The 23,581-nt window shown below is 64.8% G+C and carries 23 protein-coding genes and 1 tRNA gene; 9 read left to right on the top strand and 15 right to left on the bottom strand.

What is annotated here, in order from left to right; all coding sequences use genetic code 11:
* Positions 1–311 (top strand): hypothetical protein (locus IE083_RS04715; RefSeq protein WP_444545824.1); only part of this gene is annotated, 311 nt, incomplete at its 5' end.
* Between the two features lie 386 nt (positions 312–697).
* Here the strand turns inward: IE083_RS04715 and IE083_RS04720 are convergent.
* The 4 genes from IE083_RS04720 to IE083_RS04735 all read right to left on the bottom strand — a co-directional run bounded on the left by IE083_RS04720 (position 698) and on the right by IE083_RS04735 (position 4,231).
* Positions 698–774, bottom strand: a tRNA-Pro gene (locus IE083_RS04720).
* Positions 775–879: 105 nt separating this feature from the next.
* A complete protein-coding gene (locus IE083_RS04725) occupies positions 880–1,626 on the bottom strand; it encodes a GntR family transcriptional regulator (RefSeq protein ID WP_189352481.1) in 747 nt (248 codons plus the stop codon).
* A 135-nt stretch (positions 1,627–1,761) separates the two neighbouring features.
* A complete protein-coding gene (locus IE083_RS04730) occupies positions 1,762–3,189 on the bottom strand; it encodes an aldehyde dehydrogenase family protein (RefSeq protein ID WP_189352482.1) in 1,428 nt (475 codons plus the stop codon).
* A gap of 139 nt (positions 3,190–3,328) precedes the next feature.
* Positions 3,329–4,231 carry a dihydrodipicolinate synthase family protein gene (locus IE083_RS04735; protein ID WP_189352483.1) on the bottom strand — a complete coding sequence of 301 codons (903 nt, stop codon included), beginning with the start codon at positions 4,229–4,231 and terminating at the stop codon, positions 3,329–3,331.
* 311 nt (positions 4,232–4,542) lie between these two features.
* On the opposite strand from IE083_RS04735, the gene IE083_RS04740 reads away from it, so the two are divergent.
* The 3 genes from IE083_RS04740 to IE083_RS04750 all read left to right on the top strand — a co-directional run bounded on the left by IE083_RS04740 (position 4,543) and on the right by IE083_RS04750 (position 8,084).
* Positions 4,543–5,544, top strand: coding sequence for a 4-hydroxyproline epimerase (locus tag IE083_RS04740; protein ID WP_189352484.1), 1,002 nt, complete (start codon positions 4,543–4,545; stop codon positions 5,542–5,544).
* 12 nt (positions 5,545–5,556) lie between these two features.
* The gene (locus IE083_RS04745; protein WP_189352485.1) at positions 5,557–6,801 is read left to right on the top strand and encodes an NAD(P)/FAD-dependent oxidoreductase; all 1,245 of its coding nucleotides are present in this window, start codon (positions 5,557–5,559) and stop codon (positions 6,799–6,801) included.
* A 134-nt stretch (positions 6,802–6,935) separates the two neighbouring features.
* The gene (locus IE083_RS04750; RefSeq protein ID WP_189352486.1) at positions 6,936–8,084 is read left to right on the top strand and encodes a branched-chain amino acid ABC transporter substrate-binding protein; all 1,149 of its coding nucleotides are present in this window, start codon (positions 6,936–6,938) and stop codon (positions 8,082–8,084) included.
* 187 nt (positions 8,085–8,271) lie between these two features.
* On the opposite strand, the gene IE083_RS04755 is transcribed toward IE083_RS04750, so the two are convergent.
* Positions 8,272–9,060, bottom strand: a complete 789-nt coding sequence (locus IE083_RS04755; RefSeq protein ID WP_189352487.1) for an inositol monophosphatase family protein — start codon at positions 9,058–9,060, stop codon at positions 8,272–8,274.
* 149 nt (positions 9,061–9,209) lie between these two features.
* Here IE083_RS04755 and IE083_RS04760 point away from each other — a divergent pair, with 149 nt between their 5' ends.
* A complete protein-coding gene (locus IE083_RS04760; RefSeq protein ID WP_189352488.1) occupies positions 9,210–9,983 on the top strand; it encodes an RNA methyltransferase in 774 nt (257 codons plus the stop codon).
* A 108-nt stretch (positions 9,984–10,091) separates the two neighbouring features.
* Here IE083_RS04760 and IE083_RS04765 read toward each other — a convergent pair whose 3' ends face one another.
* From IE083_RS04765 to dapC, 8 genes are all read right to left on the bottom strand, one after another.
* Positions 10,092–10,871 (bottom strand): MlaA family lipoprotein, encoded by a 780-nt coding sequence (locus IE083_RS04765; protein ID WP_189352489.1) that lies wholly within the window; start codon positions 10,869–10,871, stop codon positions 10,092–10,094.
* Complete coding sequence (locus IE083_RS04770) at positions 10,868–11,164, bottom strand: STAS domain-containing protein (RefSeq protein WP_189352490.1); 297 nt, start codon at positions 11,162–11,164, stop codon at positions 10,868–10,870. Before IE083_RS04770 ends, IE083_RS04765 begins: the two co-directional genes overlap by 4 nt.
* Positions 11,161–11,769, bottom strand: a complete 609-nt coding sequence (locus IE083_RS04775) for an MlaC/ttg2D family ABC transporter substrate-binding protein (RefSeq protein ID WP_189352491.1) — start codon at positions 11,767–11,769, stop codon at positions 11,161–11,163. Before IE083_RS04775 ends, IE083_RS04770 begins: the two co-directional genes overlap by 4 nt.
* A gap of 44 nt (positions 11,770–11,813) precedes the next feature.
* Positions 11,814–12,317, bottom strand: coding sequence for an outer membrane lipid asymmetry maintenance protein MlaD (mlaD, locus tag IE083_RS04780; protein WP_189352492.1), 504 nt, complete (start codon positions 12,315–12,317; stop codon positions 11,814–11,816).
* Between the two features lie 12 nt (positions 12,318–12,329).
* Entirely contained in the window at positions 12,330–13,115 is a 786-nt protein-coding gene (gene mlaE / locus IE083_RS04785; protein WP_189352576.1) for a lipid asymmetry maintenance ABC transporter permease subunit MlaE, read from the bottom strand.
* Complete coding sequence (locus IE083_RS04790) at positions 13,115–13,927, bottom strand: ABC transporter ATP-binding protein (protein WP_229799612.1); 813 nt, start codon at positions 13,925–13,927, stop codon at positions 13,115–13,117. Before IE083_RS04790 ends, mlaE begins: the two co-directional genes overlap by 1 nt.
* A gap of 162 nt (positions 13,928–14,089) precedes the next feature.
* The gene (dapD, locus tag IE083_RS04795) at positions 14,090–14,911 is read right to left on the bottom strand and encodes a 2,3,4,5-tetrahydropyridine-2,6-dicarboxylate N-succinyltransferase (RefSeq protein ID WP_189352577.1); all 822 of its coding nucleotides are present in this window, start codon (positions 14,909–14,911) and stop codon (positions 14,090–14,092) included.
* Positions 14,912–14,966: 55 nt separating this feature from the next.
* On the bottom strand, positions 14,967–16,157 hold the full coding sequence (dapC, locus tag IE083_RS04800) for a succinyldiaminopimelate transaminase (RefSeq protein ID WP_189352494.1): 1,191 nt from the start codon (positions 16,155–16,157) through the stop codon (positions 14,967–14,969).
* Positions 16,158–16,204: 47 nt separating this feature from the next.
* Here dapC and IE083_RS04805 point away from each other — a divergent pair, with 47 nt between their 5' ends.
* The 4 genes from IE083_RS04805 to arsB all read left to right on the top strand — a co-directional run bounded on the left by IE083_RS04805 (position 16,205) and on the right by arsB (position 19,308).
* Positions 16,205–17,122, top strand: a complete 918-nt coding sequence (locus IE083_RS04805) for a DMT family transporter (protein ID WP_189352495.1) — start codon at positions 16,205–16,207, stop codon at positions 17,120–17,122.
* A gap of 206 nt (positions 17,123–17,328) precedes the next feature.
* Entirely contained in the window at positions 17,329–17,757 is a 429-nt protein-coding gene (locus tag IE083_RS04810; protein WP_189352496.1) for an ArsR/SmtB family transcription factor, read from the top strand.
* Positions 17,750–18,244 carry an arsenate reductase ArsC gene (locus IE083_RS04815; RefSeq protein ID WP_189352497.1) on the top strand — a complete coding sequence of 165 codons (495 nt, stop codon included), beginning with the start codon at positions 17,750–17,752 and terminating at the stop codon, positions 18,242–18,244. The genes IE083_RS04810 and IE083_RS04815 overlap by 8 nt, the downstream gene beginning before the upstream one ends.
* Positions 18,241–19,308, top strand: coding sequence for an ACR3 family arsenite efflux transporter (gene arsB / locus IE083_RS04820; RefSeq protein ID WP_189352498.1), 1,068 nt, complete (start codon positions 18,241–18,243; stop codon positions 19,306–19,308). The genes IE083_RS04815 and arsB overlap by 4 nt, the downstream gene beginning before the upstream one ends.
* Positions 19,309–19,784: 476 nt before the next feature.
* Here the strand turns inward: arsB and rpoD are convergent, their stop codons facing one another.
* Positions 19,785–21,713, bottom strand: a complete 1,929-nt coding sequence (gene rpoD, locus IE083_RS04825; protein WP_189352499.1) for an RNA polymerase sigma factor RpoD — start codon at positions 21,711–21,713, stop codon at positions 19,785–19,787.
* 57 nt (positions 21,714–21,770) lie between these two features.
* Positions 21,771–23,576 carry a DNA primase gene (dnaG, locus tag IE083_RS04830; RefSeq protein ID WP_189352500.1) on the bottom strand — a complete coding sequence of 602 codons (1,806 nt, stop codon included), beginning with the start codon at positions 23,574–23,576 and terminating at the stop codon, positions 21,771–21,773.
* Positions 23,577–23,581: the final 5 nt, after the last annotated feature.

Here is a 23,581-nt window from a genome sequence, read left to right on the forward strand (position 1 = left end):
TCATCTCACCCCCATCCTCCAGACCTGCCCGCCGTTGCACTTACTCCCTGAATTCGCCAACCGAAATCGTCCGCCGTGTCGAAACGCTGTTCGCCTTTGCCGACCGCCTCGAAGCGCGCCTCGCCAGCGCCAGCGCCGCAGCCGAGCGGCTGACCCCGTCGCTGCTGGCCAAGGCCTTCCGCGGAGAACTCGTCCCGCAAGACCCGAACGACGAGCCGGCCAGCGAGCTGCTCAAAAGGTTGGCCGCAAGCCGTGAGTCGGCCGCGACAGCGCCAAAAGCAAAACGCGGTCGCAAACCGGCGGCAGCGTAGGGCACGGTCACCCCGCAGGGGCGACGTGCCGATGCCGGAGGGGAATGCCGTTCGCGGCGCGGTGTCGTTGGCGGCGCTAGCCGCCCTGGCCTGCCGTGGCGAGCTGGTGGTGCAAGGCCGGCCAGCGAGCGGCTCAAGCGCCTGACTTCGTCGTTCTGGCGGCTCTCGATGGACGACATGGTTCGCACGCCACAGGGTGAAGGCGCACGGTATAGGGCGGGGGAGTGGCGATGATGTTCCGCATGGTGCGGTGCTGGCGACAAGCGCCTGCAAATAGCGGGCAAGCTTTTTCCGCATGGGCAGCGGTGGCAAGTTGCCACGGATTTGCCACGGTTGGCGCAAAAAAAACAGCGGGTTAAGAAACCCGCTGTTTTTAAAGGAAATTCTGGTCGGGGTGAGAGGATTCGAACCTCCGGCCTCTACGTCCCGAACGTAGCGCTCTACCAGGCTAAGCTACACCCCGAATGCTGCGCATTTTAACCAGCTTGCCGCCTAAAGAAAAGCCCCTGCCGCAAGCTGGCCTCGCCCGGGAGTGCGCCGTATTTGCCGGCGGCAGGGTTTATTGCAGTCAAAACAAGGTCTTGTCCGTGTCCTTGTGGCCGGGTTCGGGCAGTGATTTTTTTTTGCGACGGGATGTTTTTTGCTGGCCGGCCTGGGCGCGATACCATGCTTCCAGTGCTTCTTCGGCGTTCATGATGTGCTGGCGCAGAAAAGCCGCCGCGCTGATGGCGTCCTTCTGCTTGCACAGCTCCAGCAGCCGGGTGTGCTCGTGGTGGGCGCGGTCGTTGAAGCCGGTGAGCAGGATCTGCATCCGCGTGTAGCGGTCGGTGCGGTTGTGCAGCTGCTCGATGATGGCCAGCGTCTGGTCACGCCCGGCGGCGCGGTACAGCGCCATGTGGAACTGCGCGTTGAGTATGCCCCAGGCGCTGATGTCCTTGTCGCGCAGCGCGATCTCGAACTTGGCCAGCAGCGCCTCGGCTTCGGCGATGTCGGCGCTGCTCTGGCGCGGGATGGCCTCCAGCAGCACGTCGCACTCCAGCAGCACGCGCACGCGCAGCAGCTCGACGATTTCCGGCAGCGACAGCTGTGACACCACCGCGCCCTTGTTGTCCTCGATATTGACCAGCCCTTCCGCTTCCAGCTGGCGCAGTGCCTCGCGCACCGGCACCCGGCTCATGCCCAGCTCGCGCGACAGCGCTTCCTGGCGCAGCTGGCTGCCGTCCGCCCATTCGCCGGCCAGGATGCGCTGGCGGATGGCGTCGGTGGCGATGGTGGTGAGTGACAGCGGTGCGCTGTCCTTGCTTTCCTGACTCATGGTGACCTCTTTCATGCAGGCGCTACCTTACCATAGCTGGCCGGCCGGCCACGCGCCTGTCATGGCTGGCGGTGACAAAAAAGCGCCCCGCAGGGCGCAAGGTGCAGTCAGGAGCGGCTGCACGCAGAGCAAGCATTACAGGCCGAGATAGGCGGTCTTGACCGTGGTGTAGAACTCCGCGGCGTAACGGCCCTGCTCACGCGGGCCGTGGCTGGAGCCTTTGCGACCGCCAAACGGCACGTGGTAGTCCACGCCGGCGGTGGGCAGGTTGACCATCACCATGCCGGCCTCGGCATGGCGGCGGAAGTGCGTGGCCAGTGCCAGCGACCGGGTGCAGATGCCGGCGGCGAGGCCAAATGGCGTGTCGTTGGCCAGCTGCAGCGCGTGCTCGTAGTCGTCGGCGCGCAGCACTGCCGCCACCGGGCCGAAGATTTCCTCGCGGCTGATGGTCATCTCAGGCGTGCAGCCGGCAAACAGCGCCGGCGACTGGTAATAGCCGCGCGTCGCCAGCTGCAGGCGCTCGCCGCCGCACAGCAGGCTGGCACCCTGGGCCTGGCCTTTTCCCACGTAGTCAAGGTTGGCCGCAAGCTGCGGCTCGCTGGCCACCGGGCCGATCTGGCTGGCGCTGTCCAGCGCGTGACCGACGCGCAGCGCCGCCGTGCGCTCGGCCAGCCGCGCGACGAAGGCATCGTGGATGCCATGGCAGACGATAATGCGGCTGCTGGCGGTGCAGCGCTGGCCGGTGGAATGGAACGCGCCGTTGATCGCGCACTCTACCGCCTGCTCCAGCTGGGCATCGTCAGCCACCAGCAGCGGGTTCTTGCCGCCCATTTCCAGCTGCACCTTGATGCCGCGCACCGCGCAGTCTGCGGCCAACCTTTGTCCGGTGGCCTGCGAGCCGGTAAAGCTCAGCGCGGCTATGCCGGCATCCAGCAGCGCCGGCCCCAGCACGCGACCGCTGCCCATCACCAGGTTGAACACCCCGGCCGGCAGGCCGGCGCGGTGCAGGATGTCGGCCAGCGCCCAGGCCGAGCCCGGCACCAGTTCCGCCGGCTTCATCACCACGCAGTTGCCGAAGGCCAGCGCCGGTGCGGCTTTCCACGCCGGAATCGCGATCGGGAAGTTCCACGGCGTAATCAGGCCCACCACGCCCACCGGCTCGCGGCTGATCAGCACCTCCACGCCCGGGCGTACCGAATCCAGCAGCTCGCCCTGCTGGCGCAGCGCCTCGCCGGCAAAGAATTTGAAGATATGCCCGGCACGGGTCACCTCGCCGATAGCCTCCGGCAGGGTCTTGCCTTCCTCGCGCGCCAGCAGCGTGCCCAGCTCCTGCTTGCGCGCCAGGATTTCGTTGCCGGCGGCGTCCAGAATGTCGGCGCGCTGCTGCGGCGTGGTGCGCGACCAGGCCGGAAAGGCCGCGCGGGCGGCAGCTACCGCCTCGCGCATGTCGTCGGCAGAGGCGCTGGCGTATTCGCCCACCACGTCATCGAGGTCGGACGGGTTGCGGTTGACGATGGCCGGCTGCCCGCCGCGCCATTCGCCGTTGATGAGATTGCAATGCATGGTGACTCCTGCTGGCTGCCGCGGGCACCCCCTGTCGCGCAGCCGAAAAAAATGGCCCTCCCGCCGCGGGGGCGGGGCGGGAAGGCATCGAGTGCGGTCAAGGTTGGCCGCAAGATCGGGGAGAGTACTGCGGTGATGCTTACACCGCCGGTAGTGCTGGACGGCTGGCGAGACCGGCCTTAATCACGGCGGCCACGCGCTCGCGCTCGGCGCCGGCCAGCGGCAGACGCGGGGCGCGCACATGCTCGGTGCCTACGCCAACCATGGCTTCGCACAGCTTCAGGTTCTGCACCAGCTTCATCGATACATCCAGGTGCAGCAGCGGCGCGAACCAGCGGTAGATGGCGCGGGCCTCTTCCAGGCGGCCGGCCTTGGCCAGTTTGTAGATGGCCACGGTCTCTTTCGGGAACGCCACCACCAGGCCGGCAACCCAGCCGTCGGCACCCATCACAATGCTTTCCAGCGCCAGGTCATCCACGCCGCTGAAGATGGCGTAGCGGTTGCCCACCGCGTTGATCACGTTGGTCAGGGTGCGGATGTCGCCGCTGGATTCCTTGATCGCCACGTACTTCGGCTCTTTCGCCATCTCTACGTACATTTCCGGGGTGATGTTCACGCCGTAAGCGATCGGGTTGTTGTAGATCATGATCGGCAGCGGGCTGGCATCGGCCACACGCTGGTAGTGATTGATGGTCTCGCGCTCGTCGGACACGTAGCGCATGGCCGGCAGCAGCATGATGCCGTCGGCGCCGGCGGCGTGCGCGGCCTGGGCCAGCGCGGCTGCGGCACGGGTGCTGTCTTCGGCCACGGTCAGCAGTACCGGCTTGCTGCCGGCCACTTCCTTGGCGGCCTTCAGGATGGCGATTTTCTCGTCGGCGGTGAGGGTGGAGGCTTCGCCCAGCGAACCACACACGATGATGCCGTCGGCGCCGCATTCCAGCTGCCACTCGATGTGCTTGACGGTGCCGGCCAGATCCAGCGATTCGTCAGCGTTGAACTTGGTAGTAACGGCGGGGAAAACGCCAGTCCAGAGATGTGCCATGAAGTGTGCTCCTTGCGGGTGTGCTGCAGCCGGGTGCTGCGTTCGGTTCCCATGCTAGGACTTTTTGTATCCAATCCTCAAGCTTTTTTGTATGCAATGTTTGCATTTTGTCGCGATGGAAAAATGCTGCACTGCGGCTGTGTTTTTTTGCGACAACGGCTGTAAGTGTTGATTTTGTTGGCGATGTGCCAGTTTTGTGTGAGTGGTGGTAGCGGACGGTGACTGTGTCATTTCGGCACAATGCATTCAGTTATTGCATTCAAAACGTCAAAATCCTACAGTGGGTTCAACGCAAGCAAGGAGCAAACGTGATGGCAGTAACAGAATTTGAATGCATAGACGGCCACACCTGCGGCAACCCGGTGCGGCTGGTCACCAAGGGCGCCCCGGAACTTACCGGCAATACCCAGGCCGAGCGCCGGCTGGATTTCCTGGCACGCTACGACTGGATGCGCACCGGCCTGATGGATGAGCCGCGCGGCCATGCGCAGATGTCCGGCGCCTTTCTGTACCCGCCCACCCGCGACGACTGCGACGTGGCGGTGCTGTACATCGAAACCAGCGGCTGCCTGCCGATGTGCGGCCACGGCACCATCGGCGTGGTCACCATGGCCATCGAGCACGGCATCGTTACCCCGAAAACCCCTGGTGTGCTGAACCTGGACACCCCGGCCGGCAAGGTGGTGGCCGAGTACACGCAGGTTGGCCGCAAGGTGCAGTCGGTGAAGCTCACCAATGTGCCGTCCTTCCTGTACATGAAGGACGTGGAGGTGGAGATCGCCGCGCTGGGCAAGCTGAAAGTGGATATCGCCTACGGCGGCAACTTCTACCCCATCGTGGAAGCGCAGCAGAACTACCGCGACATGGCCGACTACACCCCGGCGCAGCTGGTGGCGATGGGCAACGAGCTGCGCGATTACCTCAACGCGCACTTTGACATCGTGCACCCGCTGGATGCCAATATCCGCGGCGTGCGCCACGTGCAGTGGACCGGCGCGCCGAAAACGCCCGGCTCGCATGCGGCCAACGCGGTGCTGTACGGCGCGGCGGCACTGGACCGCTCGCCATGCGGCACCGGCACCTCGGCGCGGCTGGCGCAGCGCTACGGTCGCGGGCTGATGCAGGCCGGCGACGTGCTGGTGCACGAGAGCATTATCGGCAGCCAGTTCACCGGCACCATCGAGGCGGAATGCGAGGTAGCCGGCATCCCGGCCATCATCCCCGGCGTGGCTGGCTGGGCGATCACCACCGGCTACAACCGCATCCTGCTGGACGATGCCGATCCGTATGTACACGGCTTCGTGGTGGGTTGATTCGAGGTTCCCATGAGCAAACACGTCATCGTGGTCGGCGCCGGCGTGGTGGGCATCGCCACCGCGTTGCAGCTACGGCTGGCTGGCTGCCGCGTCACCCTGCTGGACCGCGGCGAGCCGGCAATGGAAACCAGCTACGGCAATGCCGGCGCCTTTGCGGTAAGCGACATCATTCCGCTGGCCGAGCCGGGGGTGCTGCGCAAGGTACCGGGCTGGATGTTCGACCCGCTGGGGCCGCTGGCACTGCGCTGGCGCTACCTGCCCAGCCTCACGCCGTGGCTGCTGCGCTTCCTGGCCGCCAGCCGCCCGCGCAAGGTGGCCGAGCTGACCACACAGCTGAACGCGCTGCTGTCGCGGGTGAATGCTGACTACGCGCCGCTGATCGCCCGCGCCGGGCTGGAGCCCATGTGGCGCCGCCACGGCAACCTCACCCTGTACCGCAGCGAAGCGGAATTCCGCGCCGCTACCGGCGCCTGGCACAGCAAGCGCCTGCACGGTGTGGAATGGCGCAAGCTGGCGCGCGCCGAGCTGGCCGCCCTCGCGCCGCAGATAGCCGACGAGTGGCAGGTGGCGGTGCAGGTGCCGCAGTGGTCGCATGTCGATGACCCCTATTTGTTCAGCCGCGGCCTGTTCGATGCCTTCATCCGCGAGGGCGGCCGTTTCATCCGGGACGAGGTGCTGGCCACCGCGGCCAGCGTTGGCCGCATCGTCGGTGTCGACACCGACGGTAACGGTCGGCTGCCGGCGGACACGGTGGTGATCGCCTGCGGCGTGTGGAGCGACCGCTTTGCCCGCCAGCAGCGCTGCCGCCTGCCGCTGGAGAGCGAGCGCGGCTACCACGTCACCCTGCCGCATGCCGGCGTGGCGCTGCATCACTTCATCCAGTGCGCCAGCGAAAGCTTCGTGATTCTGCCGATGGCGAACGGCGGCCTGCGCCTGGCCGGCACTGTGGAGCTGGCGCACCGCGACGCGCCGCCGAACTGGCAGCGCGCCCACATCCTGATCGAGCGCGCCCGCCGCATCGTCGGCGACTTCAGCACCGAGGGCATGAGCGTGTGGATGGGCAACCGCCCGTCGCTGCCGGACACCATTCCGGTGATCGGCCCGGCACCGGACAGCCCCGGCCTGTATTTCGCCACCGGCCACGGCCACCTCGGCCTGACGCTGGCGGCCACTACCGGTGCGCTGCTGACCGAGCAGATCTGCGCACTGGCGCCCAGCATGGACGCCAGCGCCTATCGGCCGGACCGTTTTTGAGGCATTTCCCGGCGCGGTATGCGCCGGGCTTTGTAGTGGCAAGCACGCGGCAGCAAGACCGCAAGACAGACCTTGGGCAATAAACAGCCGCCCCTGCGGCCAACCTTCAGTCGTGAACACAAAGGAGAAACAGCATGAAGCATTCCATCGCACCACGCGCACTGCATCTGGTCCTGGCCCTGGGCGGCATGATGGCCCCGTTCGCCATCAGCGCGGCACAGGCCGACACCGTGGTGAAACTCGGCTTTTCCTCGCCGCTGTCCGGCCCGCAGGCGCACTATGGCAAGGACAACGAGAACGCCACCCGCCTGGCCATCGACGACCTCAACGCCAGGCCGATCACCATCGGCGGCCAGAAGGTGAAGTTCGAGCTGGTGTCCGAGGATGACCAGGCCGACCCGCGCGTCGGCACCCAGGTGGCACAGCGGCTGGTCGATGCCGGCGTCAAGGCGGTGATCGGCCACTTCAACTCCGGCGTGTCGATCCCGGCCTCGCGGCTGTACGCCGACGCCGGCATCCCGCAGCTGTCGGTCGCCACCAACCCGGCCTACACCGCCGCCGGTTACAAGACCGCCTTCCGCCTGGTGGGCAGTGACAGCCAGATTGGCGGCGCGCTCGGCCGCTACGCGGTGATGCAGCTGAAAGCGCAGCGCATCGCGGTCATCGACGACCGCTCCGCCTATGGCCAGGGCATCGCCGATGAATTCATCAAGTCCATTGCCGGCATGGGCAAGAAGCCGATCAGGCGCGAGTACACCAATGACAAGGCCACCGACTTCACCGCCATCCTCACCGCGCTGAAGGCGCAGAACCCGGATGTGGTGTTCTACGGCGGCGCCGATGCACAGGCGGCACCGATGGCGCGCCAGATGAAGCGCCTGGGCATCAACGCGCGGCTGATGGGCGGCGACATGCTCAGCACGCCGACCTTCATCAAACTGGCAGGTGCCGATGCTGCCGGTCACTTCTCGGCGGTCGCCGGTGGCGAACTGGGCGCACGCCCGGCCGGCAAGGACTTCGAAAGCCGCTACAAGGCGCGCTTCAAGCAGGAGGTGGTGCTGCTCGGGCCGCAGTTCTACGACGGCGTGATGATCGTGGCCGACGCGATGAAACACGCCAACTCCACCGAGCCGGCCAGGTTCCTGCCGCTGATCGCCAGGACCGGCTACAAGGGCGTCACTGCCGACTTCAGCTTCGACGGCATGGGCAACCTGAAGAACGCGCCGGTGACCATCTCGGCGGTGGAAGGCAACGACTGGAAGGTGAAGTCCGTCGTGCAGTAGGCATGGCAGGCACTGGGCCTGACCCGGCACCGGCTGTTTTTGATGGAGCCACAGGGCAGGGACACACCGCTGCCATCGGGGAGCGCCGGTGGCAAGCCGGCGCACACGGCGGTACAAAACAAGACACCCCCGGCCGTGAGGCGCGGGGGTGTCTTGTGCTTGCGGCCAAGGTTGGCCGCAACGGGGATTACTTGACGTGCTTGCCGATGATGGGCAGCAGTTGGCCCAGCACTTTCGGCGGCGCAGCCACGATGTCGCCGCTTTCCAGCCAGGTTTGCTCGCCGAGCATGTCGGTGACGATGCCGCCTGCTTCTTGCACGATCAGGCTGCCGGCGGCGATGTCCCACGGCTTGAGATTGAATTCGAAGAAACCGTCAACGCGGCCGCAGGCCACGTTGCACAGGTCCAGTGCGGCAGAGCCTTCGCGGCGCGCGCCGGCGGTCTTGCCCAGCACGTCCTTCAGGATGGCGAAGTGGGTGTCGAGCATGCTCTGGTCCACCACCGGGAAGCCGGTGGCAATCAGGCATTCGTTCATGTTGATGCGTTTGGAAACGCGGATGCGGCGGTCGTTGAGGAAGGAGCCCACGCCGCGGCTGGCGGTAAACAGGTCGTTGCGGTTCGGGTCGTAGACCACGGCTTGCTGGATCTGGCCGCGATGCGCCATCGCGATGGAGATGCAGTATTGCGGGTGGCCGTGCAGGAAGTTGGTGGTACCGTCCAGCGGGTCGATGATCCATTCGTATTCGGACTCGCCGATGCCTTTGGCGCCGGACTCTTCTGCTAGAATCGCGTGCTTCGGATAGGCTTCCATGATCACATCAATGATCGCTGCTTCGGCGGCACGGTCTACGTCGGAAACAAAGTCGTTGTGCTTCTTGTTTTCGACACGAACGGATTCCATGTTCAGCGATGCTCGCTGGATGATGTTGCCCGCACGGCGTGCTGCTTTGATGGCGATGGTGAGAATTGGATGCATTGATAGCCTCTGAATGAATCATCTGGGCAGGCGCGCGGGCGGGGTCGCCACGGCGCGGCTGCCATATCACTGGTCGATGTTAAGGAACAAAAAAACCCCGCGCGGTGCGGAGTTTTTGAATAAACCGCGATTCTACGCAAAAGCAGCCAATGAATAAACCCCAAGTACCTGATTTTTTGAAGAACATTCGCGTCGTGCTGGCGCGTCCCAGCCATCCGGGCAATATCGGCTCGGCGGCGCGGGCGATGAAAACCATGGGCCTGACCCGGCTGTATCTGGTCGAGCCGAAGGCCTTCCCGCACGAGGAGGCCAATGTGCTGGCCTCCGGCGCGGTGGACGTGGTGGAAAACGCCATCGTGGTGTCCAGCCTGGCCGAGGCGCTGGCCGATGTCAGCGTTGCCTGCGCGCTGACCAGCCGCCGCCGCGAACTGTCCACCCCGCTGTCCACCCCGCGCGAGACCGCGCCGGAGCTGATGGCACGGGCGCGCGACGGCGAGCAGGTGGCGCTGGTGTTCGGTAACGAGACCTTCGGCCTGTCCATCGACGAGGTGGAGCAGTGCAACCGGCTGGTGACGGTGCCGGGCAATCCGGACTATTTCTCGCTCAATCTGGCGATGGCGGTGCAGGTGATGACCTACGAGCTGTTCAGCCACAGCGGCGTCAGCGTCGACTACCTGAAGCCGGAAGACCGGACCGCGACGCTGGGCGAGGTCGACAGCTTCTGCGGCCACCTGGAGGCGGCGATGGCCGACGTCGGCTACCTGGAGCACCGCAACAGCGAGCGCCTGCTGCGCCGCATGCGCACGCTGTTCCACCGCGCCGCGCTGCAGCGCGAGGAGATCGACATCCTGCGCGGCTTCTTCAAGCAGGCGCAGCGCTTTGCTGACGGCACGCTGCCGCCGCGCAAGAAAAGCGGCGACTGACATGCTTGCGGCCAACCTTGGCCGTGGCGGCGGACCGCACGGCGCCAGGCTGAGGCAAGGAAAAAGCCACCGCAGTAGTCGGTGGCTTTGCTTGTAGCGGGGGCCGGCTCAGGACGCGCTGGCGGTGCCGGTGTTGGCGTCGTTCGCCACTGGCGCGCTGGCATCCGCGTCGTTGACCAGATCGTCGATGTTCAGGTCTTCTTCCTGCTGCTGCTTGCCCTGCGGCAGGCCCAGCTGGTGGGCACGCATTTGCAGGAAGCCGTCACGCATATAGCTGTAGCTGTCCAGTGCCGCGCCGTTGACCACGTCCTCCAGTCCCAGCAGCCTTTCGCGGGTGTTGACCGCATTCAGCACCCGCGCCGCAGTGGCCTGGGTGTGGGTCTGGAACACGCCGGTGGCCGGCTCCAGCGAGTTGCTGATCAGCATGCCGCTGCCGTCGCGCACCGTGGACGGCCCCAGCAGCGGCAGCACCAGGTAGCTGCTGTCCTGCCAGCCGTAGTGGGCGAAGGTGTCGCCCAGCGTCGCCTTGCTGCTCTTCAGCCCCATCGGCGTGGCGATGTCGATCAGGCCGAACAGGCCGAAGGTGCTGTTGAACGACACGCGCAGCACGTCGGTGAGTGCCAGTTCCGCCTTGCCCTGCAGGGTGTTGTTGGCGGCGCTGTACACGTCGAGCAGGTTGTCGAAGAAGTTGCCGACCCCGGTACGCACCGGCTGCGGCGTCACCTTCCGGTAGGCCTGCGCCACCGGCTTCAGCACCGCCTTGTCCGCGGCGTCGTTGAAACGGTAAACGGCGCGGTTCAGCGGCTCCAGCGGGTCCTGCGGATGGCTGGGGGTACTGGCACAGGCGGCCAGCAACAGGCAGCAGCCGACGACAAGCAGACGTTTCATGATCGGTTTTCCGGGGGCAGTTCCAGCAGCGGGGTCAGTTCGTAGAGCCGGGCGAGGCCGTACAGGCTGGCCGGGATGTGGCTCAGCTTGATGTTGCGCGCGTCCTTGCGCCGGCGCAAGGCCAACAGCAAGGCCAGTGCCGCGGAGTCGCAGTGGCTGACGCCGGAAAAATCCAGCGTCATGGCACCGTTGACCAGCATCCTGTCCAGCTGCAGCTGGGTGTCGGCGACGCTGTCCATGGTCAGCGCGCCGTCAAGGCGCACCACGCCGCTCTGGGTTTCAGACAGTTTCATGCCGCTTTGGCACCGCTGTTCTTGTCCTGCAGCGACTTGATCAGGCCGTCGATGCCGCTCTTGCGCACCTGTTCGCCGAACTGGTTGCGGTAGATGGTGACCAGGCTGCCGCCTTCAACGGTGACGTTGAACACCTTCCAGCCCTGTGGCGTCTTGTACAGGGTGTAGTCGACGTTGATCGGCTTCTTCTCGGCCGAGCCCGGCAGCGTCACTTCCGACTTCACCACCGCCTCGCGGCCTTCGTTGTTGAGCAGCGCGTTCGGCTTGATGTCGATCTGCGCGTTCTTGAAGCGGGTCATGGTGGCGGAGTAGGTGCCGACCAGCAGGGTCTCGAATTCCTTGGCCAGCTGCTGTTTCTGCGCCGGGGTAGCGGCGCGCCAGTCCTTGCCGACGGCCAGTGCGGTCATGCGCTGGAAGTCGAACTTCGGCGTCACCATGCTGATCAGCTGCTCGCGAACCTTGGCGCTGTTCTTGCCATTGTCCTTGCTCAGCATTTCCAGCGCCTGGCGCGAGGTGTCACGGACCAGATCCACCGGGGTATCGGCGGCGTGGGCCACGCTGCTCAGGCCGAACAGCAGGGCAAAACAGGCAAACAGCTTTTTCATGATGGTTTTCCGTATCTCGGGTAACAAGGGCTTGGAGGGTTTTTTCAGGGCGCAGTTTCCGCAGCGGCGGCATCGGCCGCGGCGGCTTTGTTGTTGCCTTCGGCAAAGCTGGTCATGAACTTGCCGATCAGCTGTTCCAGTACCAGTGCCGACGAGGTCAGCTGCACGCGGTCGCCGGGCTTCAGGTTTTCTTCCTCGCCGCCCTGTACCAGGCCGACGTACTGTTCGCCGAGCAGGCCGGCGGTGAGGATTTCGGCACTGGTGTCGCGGCTGAAGTGGAACTGGTCGTTCAGGGTCAGCGTGGCGCGGGCGACGTAGCGCTGGGTGTCCAGCTCGATATTGCTGACGCGGCCGACCACCACGCCGGACGACTTCACCGGCGCCTTCACCTTCAGGCCGCCGATATTGTCGAATTCGGCGATCAGGGTGTAGCTGTTGTTGTCGCCTTGCGGCGTCAGGTTGGCCACTTTCAGCGCGAGGAAGGTCACCGAGGCGAGACCGATGGCGACGAAGATGCCGACCCACAAATCAATGATGGAGCGTTTCATGATGACGTATTCCTAAAACATGAAGGCGGTCAGGACAAAGTCCAGCGCCAGGATAACCAGGGCCGAGGTCACCACGGTACGGGTGGTGGCAGAAGAGACGCCGGCGGCAGTGGGCGTGGCGTCAAAGCCTTCGAACACCGCGATCAGCGTCACCGCGATGCCGAAGAACAGGCTCTTGATCAGGCCGTTGATCACGTCGAAGTGCAGATCCACGTTGTTCTGCATCTGCGACCAGAAGGTGCCTTCGTCCAGGCCGATCATCACCACGCCGACCAGATAGCCGCCGAAGATGCCCATCACGTTGAACAGCGCGGCGAGGATGGGCATCGAGATCACGCCGGCCCAGAAGCGCGGCGCCACCACACGGGCGACGGGATCGACCGCCATCACGCTCATCGCCTCCAGCTGCTCGGTGGCCTTCATCAGGCCGATCTCGGCGGTCATCGCACTGCCGGAGCGGCTGGCGAACAAGAGCGCGGCCAGCACCGGGCCCAGTTCGCGCAGCAGCGACAGCGCCACCAGCGCGCCCAGCGCGTCGGCGGAACCGAAGCGCGACAGCGTGTTGTAGCCCTGCAGGCCCAGCACCATGCCGACGAACAGGCCGGATACCACGATGATGATCAGCGACAGCACGCCGGCGAAGTACACCTCGCGGATGGTGAGCTGGAAGCGCAGCAGGCTTTGCCCGGAGTGGGCGAGGATGGCCAGCAGGAAGCGGCTCATCATGCCCAGCTTCCAGATGGCGTTGATGGTGCTGTGGCCGAGGTGGCGCAGCGGGGCGAGCAGATTGTCCAGCATCATGCGCCCTCCAGGCCGAAACTGCCGGCGAGGCTCTGCTGCGCCGGGTAGGCGAAGTGCACCGGGCCGTCGGCCTCGCCGTGGATGAACTGGTGTACCCACGGCGAATCGGAGGCGCGCACCTCGTCCGGGGTCCCGGCGGCGGCGATCTTGCCGCCGGCGATGAAGTAGACGTAGTCGACGATTTCCAGCGACTTGTGCACGTCGTGGGTGACCATCACCGCCGAGGTGCCCAGCGCGTCGCTGAGTTTCTTGATCAGGAGCGCGATGGTGGCCAGCGAGATCGGGTCCAGGCCGGTGAACGGCTCGTCGTAGAGCATGATTTGCGGGTCGAGCGCGATGGCGCGCGCCAGTGCGATGCGGCGCGCCATGCCGCCGGACAGTTCGGCCGGCATCAGCGCCTCGGTGCCGCGCAGGCCGACGGCGTGCAGCTTCATCAGCACCAGGTCGCGCACCATCTGCGGGCTCAGCGAGGTGTGCTCGCGGATCGGGAACGCCACGTTGTCGAATACCGGCAGGTCGGTGAACAGCGCGCCGAACTGGAACAGCATGCCCATGCGGCGGCGGTGCTGGTACAGCTCGCGCTGGTTCATGCGGCCAACGTCGCGGCCATCGACCAGTACCTGGCCCTCTTGGGCGCGGATCTGGCCGGAGATCAGCCGCAGCAGCGTGGTCTTGCCGCTGCCGCTGCCGCCCATGATGGCGACCAGCTGGCCACGGTCGATTTTCAGCGAGATGTCCTGCAGGATGAGACGGTCGCCGTAGCCGAAGCTGACGCGCTTGAATTCGATGAAACTGTCGTTTTGCACGATGTGGTGGCGAGTCCTTGGGGGGAACAGGTAAGGGGATCGTATCCACGATCCCCTCTGCTTTGCCCTGCCATTGTACCCGCCTGTGCTGCATGGCGCAAAAAGGCGGCGCCATGACGTGTGCAACTGTGGCGGGCCGGTGCACAGTGCGGCACCGGCGCCAGCTTACACGCCGCGCAGCAGTTCGTTGATGCTGGTCTTGCTGCGCGTCTGCGCGTCCACCTTCTTCACGATCACCGCGCAGTACAGGCTGTGGCTGCCGTCTTTCGATGGCAGGTTGCCGGACACCACCACCGAGCCTGGCGGAATGCGGCCGTAAGTGACTTCGCCGGTTTCACGGTCGTAGATCTTGGTCGACTGGCCGATGTAGACGCCCATCGAGATCACCGAACCTTCGCCGACGATCACGCCTTCCACCACTTCGGAGCGCGCGCCGATGAAGCAGTTGTCTTCGATGATGGTCGGATTGGCCTGCAGCGGCTCCAGCACGCCGCCAATGCCGACGCCGCCGGAGAGGTGCACGTTCTTGCCGATCTGCGCGCAGCTGCCGACGGTGGCCCAGGTGTCGACCATGGTGCCTTCGTCAACGTAGGCGCCGATGTTCACGTAGGACGGCATCAGCACGGTGTTCCTGGCGATGAAGCTGCCCTTGCGCGCCACGGCGCCCGGTACCACGCGGAAGCCGGCGTCCTGGAAGCGCTGCTGGTTCCAGTCGTTGAACTTGGTGTCGACCTTGTCGAAGTAGCGGCTCACGCCGTCGTCCAGCACTTCGTTGTCGCGGATGCGGAACGACAGCAGCACCGCCTTCTTCACCCACTGGTTGACCACCCAGTCGCCGTCGATTTTCTCGGCGACGCGCAGGCTGCCGCTGTCCAGCTCGTTGATGACCTGTTCGATCGCCGACTTCAGCTCGACGGAGACGGTGGCCGGGGTGATGTCGGCGCGTTTTTCAAAAGCTTCTTCGATGAGGGCTTGAATCGGGTGCATGTGGCTCAGTCCTTTGGCAAGGTGGATTTCAGACATGATGGGTCTTCTATTTGGTTTAGTTGTAATGCTGCAAAAACTGTTCGATGCGCGCGGCGGCGGCGACGCAGTCCGCCAGCGGCGCCACCAGCGCCAGGCGCACGCGGCCGGCACCGGGGTTGACGCCGTGCGCGTCGCGGGCGAGGAAGCTGCCGGGCAGCACGGTGATGTGCTGCTGCGCGAACAGCTCGCGGGCGAAGCGGGCATCGTCACCGCCGGGCACCGCCGCCCACAGGTAGAAGCCGGCGTCCGGCCGCGTGACGTCCAGCACCTGCGCCAGGCGCGGGGTGACGGCGTCGAATTTGGCAGTATACGCGTCACGGTTGGCCGCAACATGCTCTTCGTCGTTCCAGGCGGCGATGCTGGCCTGCTGGATGGTGACGCTCATCGCGCTGCCATGATAGGTGCGATACAGAAGGAATTTTTCCAGCACTTTGGCATCGCCGGCGACGAAGCCGGAGCGCAGCCCGGGAGCGTTGGAACGCTTGGACAGGCTGGTGAACATCACCAGCCGCTCGAAGCCGCGGCCGAGCTGTTGCGCCGCCTGCAGCCCGCCCAGCGGCGGGGTGCCCAAGTGGATCTCGGAGTAGCACTCGTCGCTGGCGATGATGAAGCCGTAGCGGTCGGACAGCGAGAACAGTGTGTTCCAGTCGGCAAGCGACATCACCGCCCCGGTCGGGTTGCCCGGACTGCATACTACGACCACCTGCGTGCGCTGCCAGATGGCCTCCGGCACCGCCGTCCAGTCCGGCTGGTAACGGTTGGCGGCCAGGCAATTGACATAGTAGGGTTCGGCCCCGGCCAGCAGCGCGGCGCCTTCGTAGATCTGGTAGAACGGGTTGGGCGAGATCAGCACCGGCTTCTGTTCACCGCGCGCATCGATCACCGCCTGCACGAAGGAAAACAGCGCCTCGCGGCTGCCGCACACCGGCAGGATTTCGCGGGCGGCGTCCACGGTGACGCCGTAGCGGCGCTGCAGCCAGCCGGCGCAGGCGCCGCGCAGCGCGTCGCTGCCCAGGGTGGCCGGGTAGGCGGCCAGGCCGTCGAGGTTGGCGACGAGCGCCTGCTTCACCACTTCCGGCGTCGGGTGCTTCGGCTCGCCGATCGACAGGTTGATGTGCGACAGGTCGGCGGGAGGCGTCACGCCGGCCAGCAGGCCGCGCAAACGCTGGAACGGGTAGGGCTGCAACAGTTCGAGGTGGGGATTCAACGCCGCTTCCTTGCAATGCAACAAAACGACAAGTGTAAGAAAAGACTATGAATCTGGCAAAACAAAAGCTGCTGGCGGTGAGCTGTGCACTGACCACGGCCCTGGTGTGGGGGCTGATGTGGTTCCCGTTTCGCGCGCTGCACGAGGCCGGTTTTTCCACCGCCGCCACCTCGCTGACGGTGTACCTGGTCGCCGCCGCGCTGGGTGTGGTGCTGTTCCGCGAGGTATTCCGCCGCGAGGCGCGCTTCGAGTTCGTCCTGCTGCCGCTGGCGCTGCTCTATGGCTGGTGCAACTTCAGCTACACCTGGGCGGTGTCGGAAGGGCAGGTGATGCGCGTGCTGCTGCTGTTCTATCTGTCGCCGTTGTGGAGCGCGCTGTTCTCCTGGTTGCTGCTGCACGAGCGCCTGAGCCGCATCGGCTGGCTGGTGATCGCCATGTCGCTGGGCGGCATGATGGTGATCCTGTACCGGCCGGGGCTGTTCAGCGGCGACTTCTTCTCCAGCCGCGCCGACTGGCTGGCGCTGTCCGGCGGCATCAGCTTCGCGCTGGGCAACGTGCTGTCCAAGAAGGCGCACGCGCTGCCGGTGGCGCTGAAGTCGGCGATGGTATGGCTGGGCGTGGCCATCTGCGGCCTGGCCTCGCTGCTGTGGCAAGGCCAGCTGGGTGCGGAACTTATGCTGCTGCACGGCGAGGTGCTGCTGATCGTGCTGGTGCTGGGCGTCACGCTGCTGGCCACCAGCATCATCTCCATGCACGGGCTGTCCATCCTGCCGGCGACGCAGGTGATGACGCTGATGCTGATGGAGCTGCTGTTCGCCGCCATCTCCGCCTACCTGCTCGCCGGCGAGCGCATGCAGCTGCAGGAGTGGATAGGCGGTGCGCTGATCGCCAGCGCCAGCCTGCTGTCCGGGCATATCGTCGCCAGGCCTAAGCCGGCGGCACCGCCGCTGCCGCAGGCGGCGTAAAGACCTTGAACAGGTTCTAAGACAAGGTTGGCCGCAGGCCTTGCGGCCAACCTTGTGCCGGTTCATTCCGCCATTTCACGCCAGCCCGGCACGCGGCGCCTGTGTTGTCGTGCTGCCACTTACTTCCCCGAGTTGCCTCCTTCGCCACTTGTGTTTCGTCGCAGCCTTGGCGATAATCAATTCAATATTTCAACGATTGTCAAAATATGGAAACGAAATCTGCCGTCAGGATGCTGGCCGCGCTGGCGCAGGAGACCCGCCTCGCGGTGTTCCGCCAGCTGGTGGAGGCCGGCCCCGCCGGTCGCGCCGCCGGCGAGCTGGCCGAGGCGCTGGGCTGCGCGCCGGCCACGCTGTCCTTCCATCTGAAAGAACTGTCCAACGCGGCGCTGATCGAGGGCCGTCAGGATGGCCGCTTCGTGATCTATGCCGCCAACTTCGCCGCCATGAACGGCCTGCTGGGCTATCTCACCGAAAACTGCTGCCAGGGGCAGGCAGTGGCCGAGTGCGGCGGGCCGCCGCACTGTGAGCCGGCGCCTGCCGTACCCGCCGCAGAAAAGAAACACCCCTCCGGCCTGCTGATCGGCCGCAGGAACATCGAAGCCATTGTTTCCAGGGAAAGGAAGTCCCGTGACTGACAAGGTCTACAACGTACTGGTGCTGTGCACCGGCAACTCGGCGCGCAGCATCCTCGGCGAAGCGCTGGTCAACCATCTTGGCCACGGCCGCTTCCGGGGCTACAGCGCCGGCAGCCGGCCTGCTGGCGAGGTCAACCCCTACGCGCTCAAGACGCTGCAGAAGCACGGGCTGGACTCAGCCGGCTACCGCAGCAAGAGCTGGGACGAGTTTGCGCAGCCGGATGCGCCGCAGATGGATTTTGTGTTCACCGTCTGCGGCAGCGCCGCCGGCGAGGCCTGCCCGGTGTGGCCCGGCCACCCGATGCGCGCACACTGGGGTGTGGACGATCCGGCTGGCGTCGGCAGCAACGACGAAGAGGCGATGGCGGCATTCGCCAAGGCGTTCATGATCCTCAAGCGGCGCGTCGAGCTGTTCATGTCGCTACCGGTGGACAAGCTGGATGCGCTGGCGCTGAAGCAGCAACTGGCGGAGATCGGTCAGCAATGAGCCAGACACAAACCATCGCGCAGCCGGCGCCGCAGGGCGGCATCGGCAGCTTCGAGCGCAATCTGACCTGGTGGGTGCTGGGCTGCATCGTGGTCGGCATCGGCGCTGGCCAGCTGGCACCGGATGCCTTCCAGGCACTGGGCGGCCTGAAAGTGGCCGAGGTCAACCTGCCGGTGGCGGTGCTGATCTGGCTGATGATCATCCCGATGCTGGTGAAGGTGGATTTCGCCGCCATGGGCGAGGTGATGCGCCACGCGCGCGGCATCGGCGTGACGCTGGCGATCAACTGGCTGGTGAAACCGTTCTCGATGGCGTTGCTGGGCTGGATCTTTATCCGTCACTTGTTTGCCCCGTACCTGCCGGCGGCGCAGATCGACAGCTACATCGCCGGCCTGATCCTGCTGGCGGCGGCGCCGTGCACGGCGATGGTGTTCGTGTGGAGCGGGCTGTGCCGTGGCGATGCCAAGTTCACCCTCAGCCAGGTGGCGATCAACGACCTGATCATGCTGTTCGCCTTCGCCCCCATCGTCGGGCTGCTGCTGGGGCTGTCCAGCATCAGTGTGCCGTGGGACACGCTGGCGGTGTCGGTGCTGTTGTTCATCGTGGTACCGGTCGTCATCAGCCAGCTGCTGCGCCGCGTGTTGCTGGCGCAGGGCGGCGAGCCAAGGTTGGCCGCAGTGATGACGAAGATCGGCCCGCTGTCGCTGGCGGCGCTGCTGCTGACACTGGTGCTGCTGTTCGCTTTTCAGGGGCCGCAGATCATCGCCCAGCCGCTGGTGATCGCGCTGCTGGCGGTGCCGATCCTGATCCAGGTGTACTTCAACTCGATGCTGGCCTACTGGCTGAACAAGCAGCTGAAAGTGGCGCACTGCGTGGCCGGCCCGTCGGCGCTGATCGGTGCCAGCAATTTCTTCGAGCTGGCGGTGGCCACCGCCATCGCGCTGTTCGGCTTCGAGAGCGGCGCGGCGCTGGCCACGGTGGTGGGTGTGCTGATCGAGGTGCCGGTGATGCTGTCGGTGGTCGCCGTTGTCAACCGTAGCCGGCATTGGTATGAGCAGGGCTGAGTCTGCCGTGCTGGCCGCAAACCGGTGATGCCGGTGCCGGTTTCTGTACGGTTTGCGGCCAACGTTGGCCGCAAATGAAAAGCCGCCGCGTGAGGGATCACGCGGCGGCTCTGATTTTGGTGGGCCCCCCGGGAGTCGAACCCGGCACCAACGGATTATGCTTACCAGCTATGGCTTTCGCCACCCCTTTCAGGTTTGTGGTCTGGACTGTCTCTTGTCTTTACGACCTGCCCGTACAGTCTCTACACGTTCTCCCTGACGAGAGCTTCGCTCGGGATTGCCACGCCGCTTGCGCAACAGAGGTTTCCCCGAATTTGAGCAGTTCTACCACGGGGCAGAGTGAACTTACCCCAAGGCAACCCATATTTGTACCATCCGTATTCTTGCGAACCGCAGGACGGCACAGCGTAAGTCCGCTGCTCTAACCAAGCATGAGCTAGAGGCCCAAACGGCGGCCATTATAGCAGGATATTGGCTTACTGGTTGCCCGGCTCGTTGTCGAGGAAGCTGCGCAGGCGCTCGGAACGGGTCGGGTGACGCAGCTTGCGCAGTGCCTTGGCTTCGATCTGGCGAATCCGCTCGCGGGTGACGTCGAACTGCTTGCCGACTTCTTCCAGCGTGTGGTCGGTATTCATGTCGATGCCGAAGCGCATGCGCAGGACCTTGGCTTCACGCGGGGTCAGCGAGTCCAGCACTTCCTTGGTCGCGTCGCGCAGGCTGGAGTACATCGCCGCTTCCGCCGGTGCCACGGTCACCGAATCCTCGATGAAGTCGCCTAGGTGGGAGTCGTCATCGTCGCCGATCGGGGTTTCCATCGAGATCGGCTCTTTGGAAATCTTCATGATCTTGCGGATCTTGTCTTCCGGCATTTCCATCTTTTCCGCCAGTTCGGCCGGGTCCGGTTCGCGACCGGTTTCCTGCAGGATCTGACGGCTGATGCGGTTCATCTTGTTGATGGTTTCGATCATGTGCACCGGAATGCGGATGGTGCGTGCCTGGTCGGCGATGGAGCGGGTAATCGCCTGACGGATCCACCAGGTGGCGTAGGTGGAGAACTTGTAGCCGCGACGGTATTCGAACTTGTCCACCGCCTTCATCAGGCCGATGTTGCCTTCCTGGATCAGGTCGAGGAACTGCAGGCCGCGGTTGGTGTACTTCTTGGCGATGGAGATCACCAGACGCAGGTTGGCCTCGATCATCTCGCGCTTGGCCAGGCGAGCCTTGGTCTCGCCGGACGACATCTGGCGATTGATTTCCTTCAGCTCGTTGATGGTCAGCATCGACAGCGTCTGCAGCTCGGCAATCTTGCCCTGTTTCTCGATGATCGCGTACTTGAAGCGCGACAGCACGTCGGACCACGGCTTGCCGGCCGCGATTTCGCGCTCGACCCAGTCCGGGTTGCACTCGTTGCCGGGGAACTGGCTGACGAAGTGCTTGCGGTCCATGCGCACACGGCTGACGCAGATGTCGAGGATTTCACGCTCCAGCTTGCGGATGTCGTTGACGCTGCTGCGCAGGCTCTCGCACAGGCTTTCGATCTGGCGGGTGGAGAAGCGCACCAGCATGAACTGCGCGGAAATCGCGTCCTGCACCTCGTTGTACTGCTTGCTGCCAAAGCCGTGCTTGGCCAGCGCCTTCAGCAGCTGCTCGTAGAGGGTGCGCACTTCGGCAAAGTGGGCCAGTGCCTGCTGCTTCAACTCTTCCAGATTGGCTTCGTTGATGCGCGCCTGGTTGGCTTCTTCGTCCTCTTCGCTTTCTTCCTCTTCATCCTCGTCCAGCTCCTCGTCGGAGGCCGGTTCGGCGAACGGGACTTCTTCGGTGGCTTCTTCGGCGTTCGGGTCGATGATGCCTTCGATGATTTCGTCGATGCGCATCTCGCCGGCTTCGACCTTGCTGATCAGGGCCAGCACCTGCGCGACGGATCCCGGGCATGCCGAGATCGCCTGGATCATGTTCTTCAGGCCTTCCTCGATGCGCTTGGCGATGACGATTTCGCCCTCGCGCGTCAGCAGTTCGACCGAACCCATTTCGCGCATGTACATGCGTACCGGGTCGGTGGTACGGCCGAATTCGGCGTCCACGGACGACAGCGCGGCTTCCGCTTCTTCCACCGCGTCTTCATCGGCTACCGCCGGCGTCGAGTCGGACATCAGCAGGGTTTCCGCGTCCGGTGCCTCGTCATAGACCTGGATGCCCAGGCCGCCGATCATGGTGACGATGTTCTCGATCTGCTCGGTGTCGGAGACGTCCTCGGGCAGGTGGTCGTTGATCTCGGCGTAGGTGAGATAGCCACGCTCTTTGCCCAAGGCAATGAGCATGCGAAGCCGCTTGCGCTGCTCTTCGATGCTCATTGGCTCGGTTGCCGGTTCGTTATTCTGTTTCTTGATGTCGGGAGAAGCCGCCATTTGGTTTCCTGCTCAAAAAAAGCCGAAAAAAACAATTGATTATATCACAACCCGGTATCACCCGTTGCGGGGAGCCGCGCCGGAGGGCGCCAGCTTTCTGGCAAGCAGGGTGCGCAGCAGTTGCAACTCCTCGCTGCTCAGGTGTTCGTAGCCTTTGGCCGACAGGCCGGAGATCAGGTCGTCGTCGTAACGGTCGGTCAGGCGGATAAAGCCCAGCCGGAAGTTTTCGCGGTCGTTCTGATCCGGGTTGGAGAATTCTTCCGGTTCGCGCATGGTGTCCGACAGGACGGAGTCGATCGTGAGCTCGTGTGGGCTGTGCCGGAAAAATTCTGCCAGTCGTGCTGTCGTCAGTTCGCTGTCACTGGCCTGTATTGCTTCCACGATGGCCACCAGGGTGGCCATCTCGTTTTCGTAGGGCCGATTGTCACTTACCAGGACATCGTGCGCCCACGCGGGGTTCATCAATAGCCACTTGATCTGCTTGCGCACCATCGAGCTGCTGCCGGGGCGGTTCGACTGTTCGGGTAGCTGGTAATCGCGACGCCCCTTGCGCTCCGGACGGCTGTGTCCGGTGAGCATGTCGAATTCGTCGACATCCATGCCGGCCAGTTCGGCCAGCCTTTTCTTAATGATATAGCCCAAGGTGGGGGCGGCAATCTGTTCCAACAGGGGCTTGGCCTGACGGACCAGATCGGCACGCCCTTCCGGGGTGCTCATGTCGACGCGGGCGGTCAGCTCCTGCGTGAAATACGCCGACAGCGGCACGCTTTGCTCTTTCAGCGCGGTTTCGAAGGCCTCGCGGCCGAATTCGCGGATGTAGCTGTCGGGGTCGTGCTCTTGCGGCGGGAACAGGAAGTGCAGCGCCTTGCCGTCGACCAGCTGCGGCAGGCTGTTTTCCAGCGCCCGCCACGCCGCCTTCTGCCCGGCCTTGTCGCCGTCGAAGCAAAAGTAGACGTGGTCGGCGTGGCGCAGCAGCTTGCGCACGTGCTCGCCGGTGGTGGCAGTGCCGAGGGTGGCCACCGCGTACGCCACGCCGTACTGTGCCAGTGCCACCACGTCCATATAGCCTTCCACCACCAGCACCGCATTCGCGTCGCGGATGGCCTGGCGTGCCTCGTACAGGCCGTACAGCTCGCGGCCCTTCTCGAACAGCGGCGTTTCCGGCGAGTTCAGGTACTTCGGCGCATTGGGCGCCTTGTCTTTCGACAGGATGCGGCCGCCGAAACCGATGATGCCGCCACGCTGGTTGCGGATCGGGAACATCACCCGTTCGCGGAAACGGTCGTAGCGGCGGCCGCCGTCCTCGGCATCGATGACCAGGCCGCACTCGGCCAGTACCGGGCTCAGGTATTCGGGAAATACGCTGGCGAGGTTCTGCCGGTTGTCCGGGGCGTAGCCCAGGGCAAAGCGGGCGGCGATTTCGCCGGTCAGGCCGCGCCCCTTCAGGTAGTCGATGGCAACCGGCGCCTGTTTCAGCTGCTGCTTGTAGTAGCGGGCAGCCTGTTCCAGCGCGCCCTCCAGCGACAGCTTTTTCTCGCGCGCCGCGCGGCTGGCCTCGGGGTTGGCCGCACGTTCTTCCGGCACCGGCAGGCCGATGCCTTCGGCCAGCGTCTTCACCGCGTCGACAAAGGGCAGCCCCTGGTACTCCATCACGAAGCCGATGGCGGAGCCGTGCGCGCCGCAACCGAAGCAGTGGTAGAACTGCTTGCTGGGGCTGACGGTGAAGGACGGCGACTTTTCCTTATGGAACGGGCAGCAGGCCAGATAGTTCTGGCCGGCCTTTTTCAGCGGGACGTAACGATCCACCACGTCGACGATGTCGACGCGGGACAGTAGCTGGTCGATGAAATCCTGCGGGATCATCCGGC

Source organism: Vogesella fluminis (assembly GCF_014652335.1).
GTDB classification, from domain to species: Bacteria; Pseudomonadota; Gammaproteobacteria; order Burkholderiales; family Chromobacteriaceae; genus Vogesella; species Vogesella fluminis.

Coding starts and splice junctions, on each gene's coding strand:
- IE083_RS04810 (WP_189352496.1), top strand. CDS start 17,329: ATGGAAACGAAATCTGCCGTCAGGATGCTGGCCGCGCTGGCGCAGGAG.
- IE083_RS04755 (WP_189352487.1), bottom strand. CDS start 9,060: ATGCATCCAATTCTCACCATCGCCATCAAAGCAGCACGCCGTGCGGGC.
- mlaD (WP_189352492.1), bottom strand. CDS start 12,317: ATGAAACGCTCCATCATTGATTTGTGGGTCGGCATCTTCGTCGCCATC.
- IE083_RS04765 (WP_189352489.1), bottom strand. CDS start 10,871: ATGAAACGTCTGCTTGTCGTCGGCTGCTGCCTGTTGCTGGCCGCCTGT.
- IE083_RS04775 (WP_189352491.1), bottom strand. CDS start 11,769: ATGAAAAAGCTGTTTGCCTGTTTTGCCCTGCTGTTCGGCCTGAGCAGC.
- mlaE (WP_189352576.1), bottom strand. CDS start 13,115: ATGCTGGACAATCTGCTCGCCCCGCTGCGCCACCTCGGCCACAGCACC.
- IE083_RS04805 (WP_189352495.1), top strand. CDS start 16,205: ATGAATCTGGCAAAACAAAAGCTGCTGGCGGTGAGCTGTGCACTGACC.
- IE083_RS04725 (WP_189352481.1), bottom strand. CDS start 1,626: ATGAGTCAGGAAAGCAAGGACAGCGCACCGCTGTCACTCACCACCATC.
- rpoD (WP_189352499.1), bottom strand. CDS start 21,713: ATGGCGGCTTCTCCCGACATCAAGAAACAGAATAACGAACCGGCAACC.
- IE083_RS04740 (WP_189352484.1), top strand. CDS start 4,543: ATGGCAGTAACAGAATTTGAATGCATAGACGGCCACACCTGCGGCAAC.
- IE083_RS04770 (WP_189352490.1), bottom strand. CDS start 11,164: ATGAAACTGTCTGAAACCCAGAGCGGCGTGGTGCGCCTTGACGGCGCG.
- IE083_RS04730 (WP_189352482.1), bottom strand. CDS start 3,189: ATGCATTGCAATCTCATCAACGGCGAATGGCGCGGCGGGCAGCCGGCC.
- IE083_RS04745 (WP_189352485.1), top strand. CDS start 5,557: ATGAGCAAACACGTCATCGTGGTCGGCGCCGGCGTGGTGGGCATCGCC.
- IE083_RS04735 (WP_189352483.1), bottom strand. CDS start 4,231: ATGGCACATCTCTGGACTGGCGTTTTCCCCGCCGTTACTACCAAGTTC.
- IE083_RS04760 (WP_189352488.1), top strand. CDS start 9,210: ATGAATAAACCCCAAGTACCTGATTTTTTGAAGAACATTCGCGTCGTG.
- dapD (WP_189352577.1), bottom strand. CDS start 14,911: ATGCACCCGATTCAAGCCCTCATCGAAGAAGCTTTTGAAAAACGCGCC.
- arsB (WP_189352498.1), top strand. CDS start 18,241: ATGAGCCAGACACAAACCATCGCGCAGCCGGCGCCGCAGGGCGGCATC.
- dnaG (WP_189352500.1), bottom strand. CDS start 23,576: ATGATCCCGCAGGATTTCATCGACCAGCTACTGTCCCGCGTCGACATC.
- IE083_RS04750 (WP_189352486.1), top strand. CDS start 6,936: ATGAAGCATTCCATCGCACCACGCGCACTGCATCTGGTCCTGGCCCTG.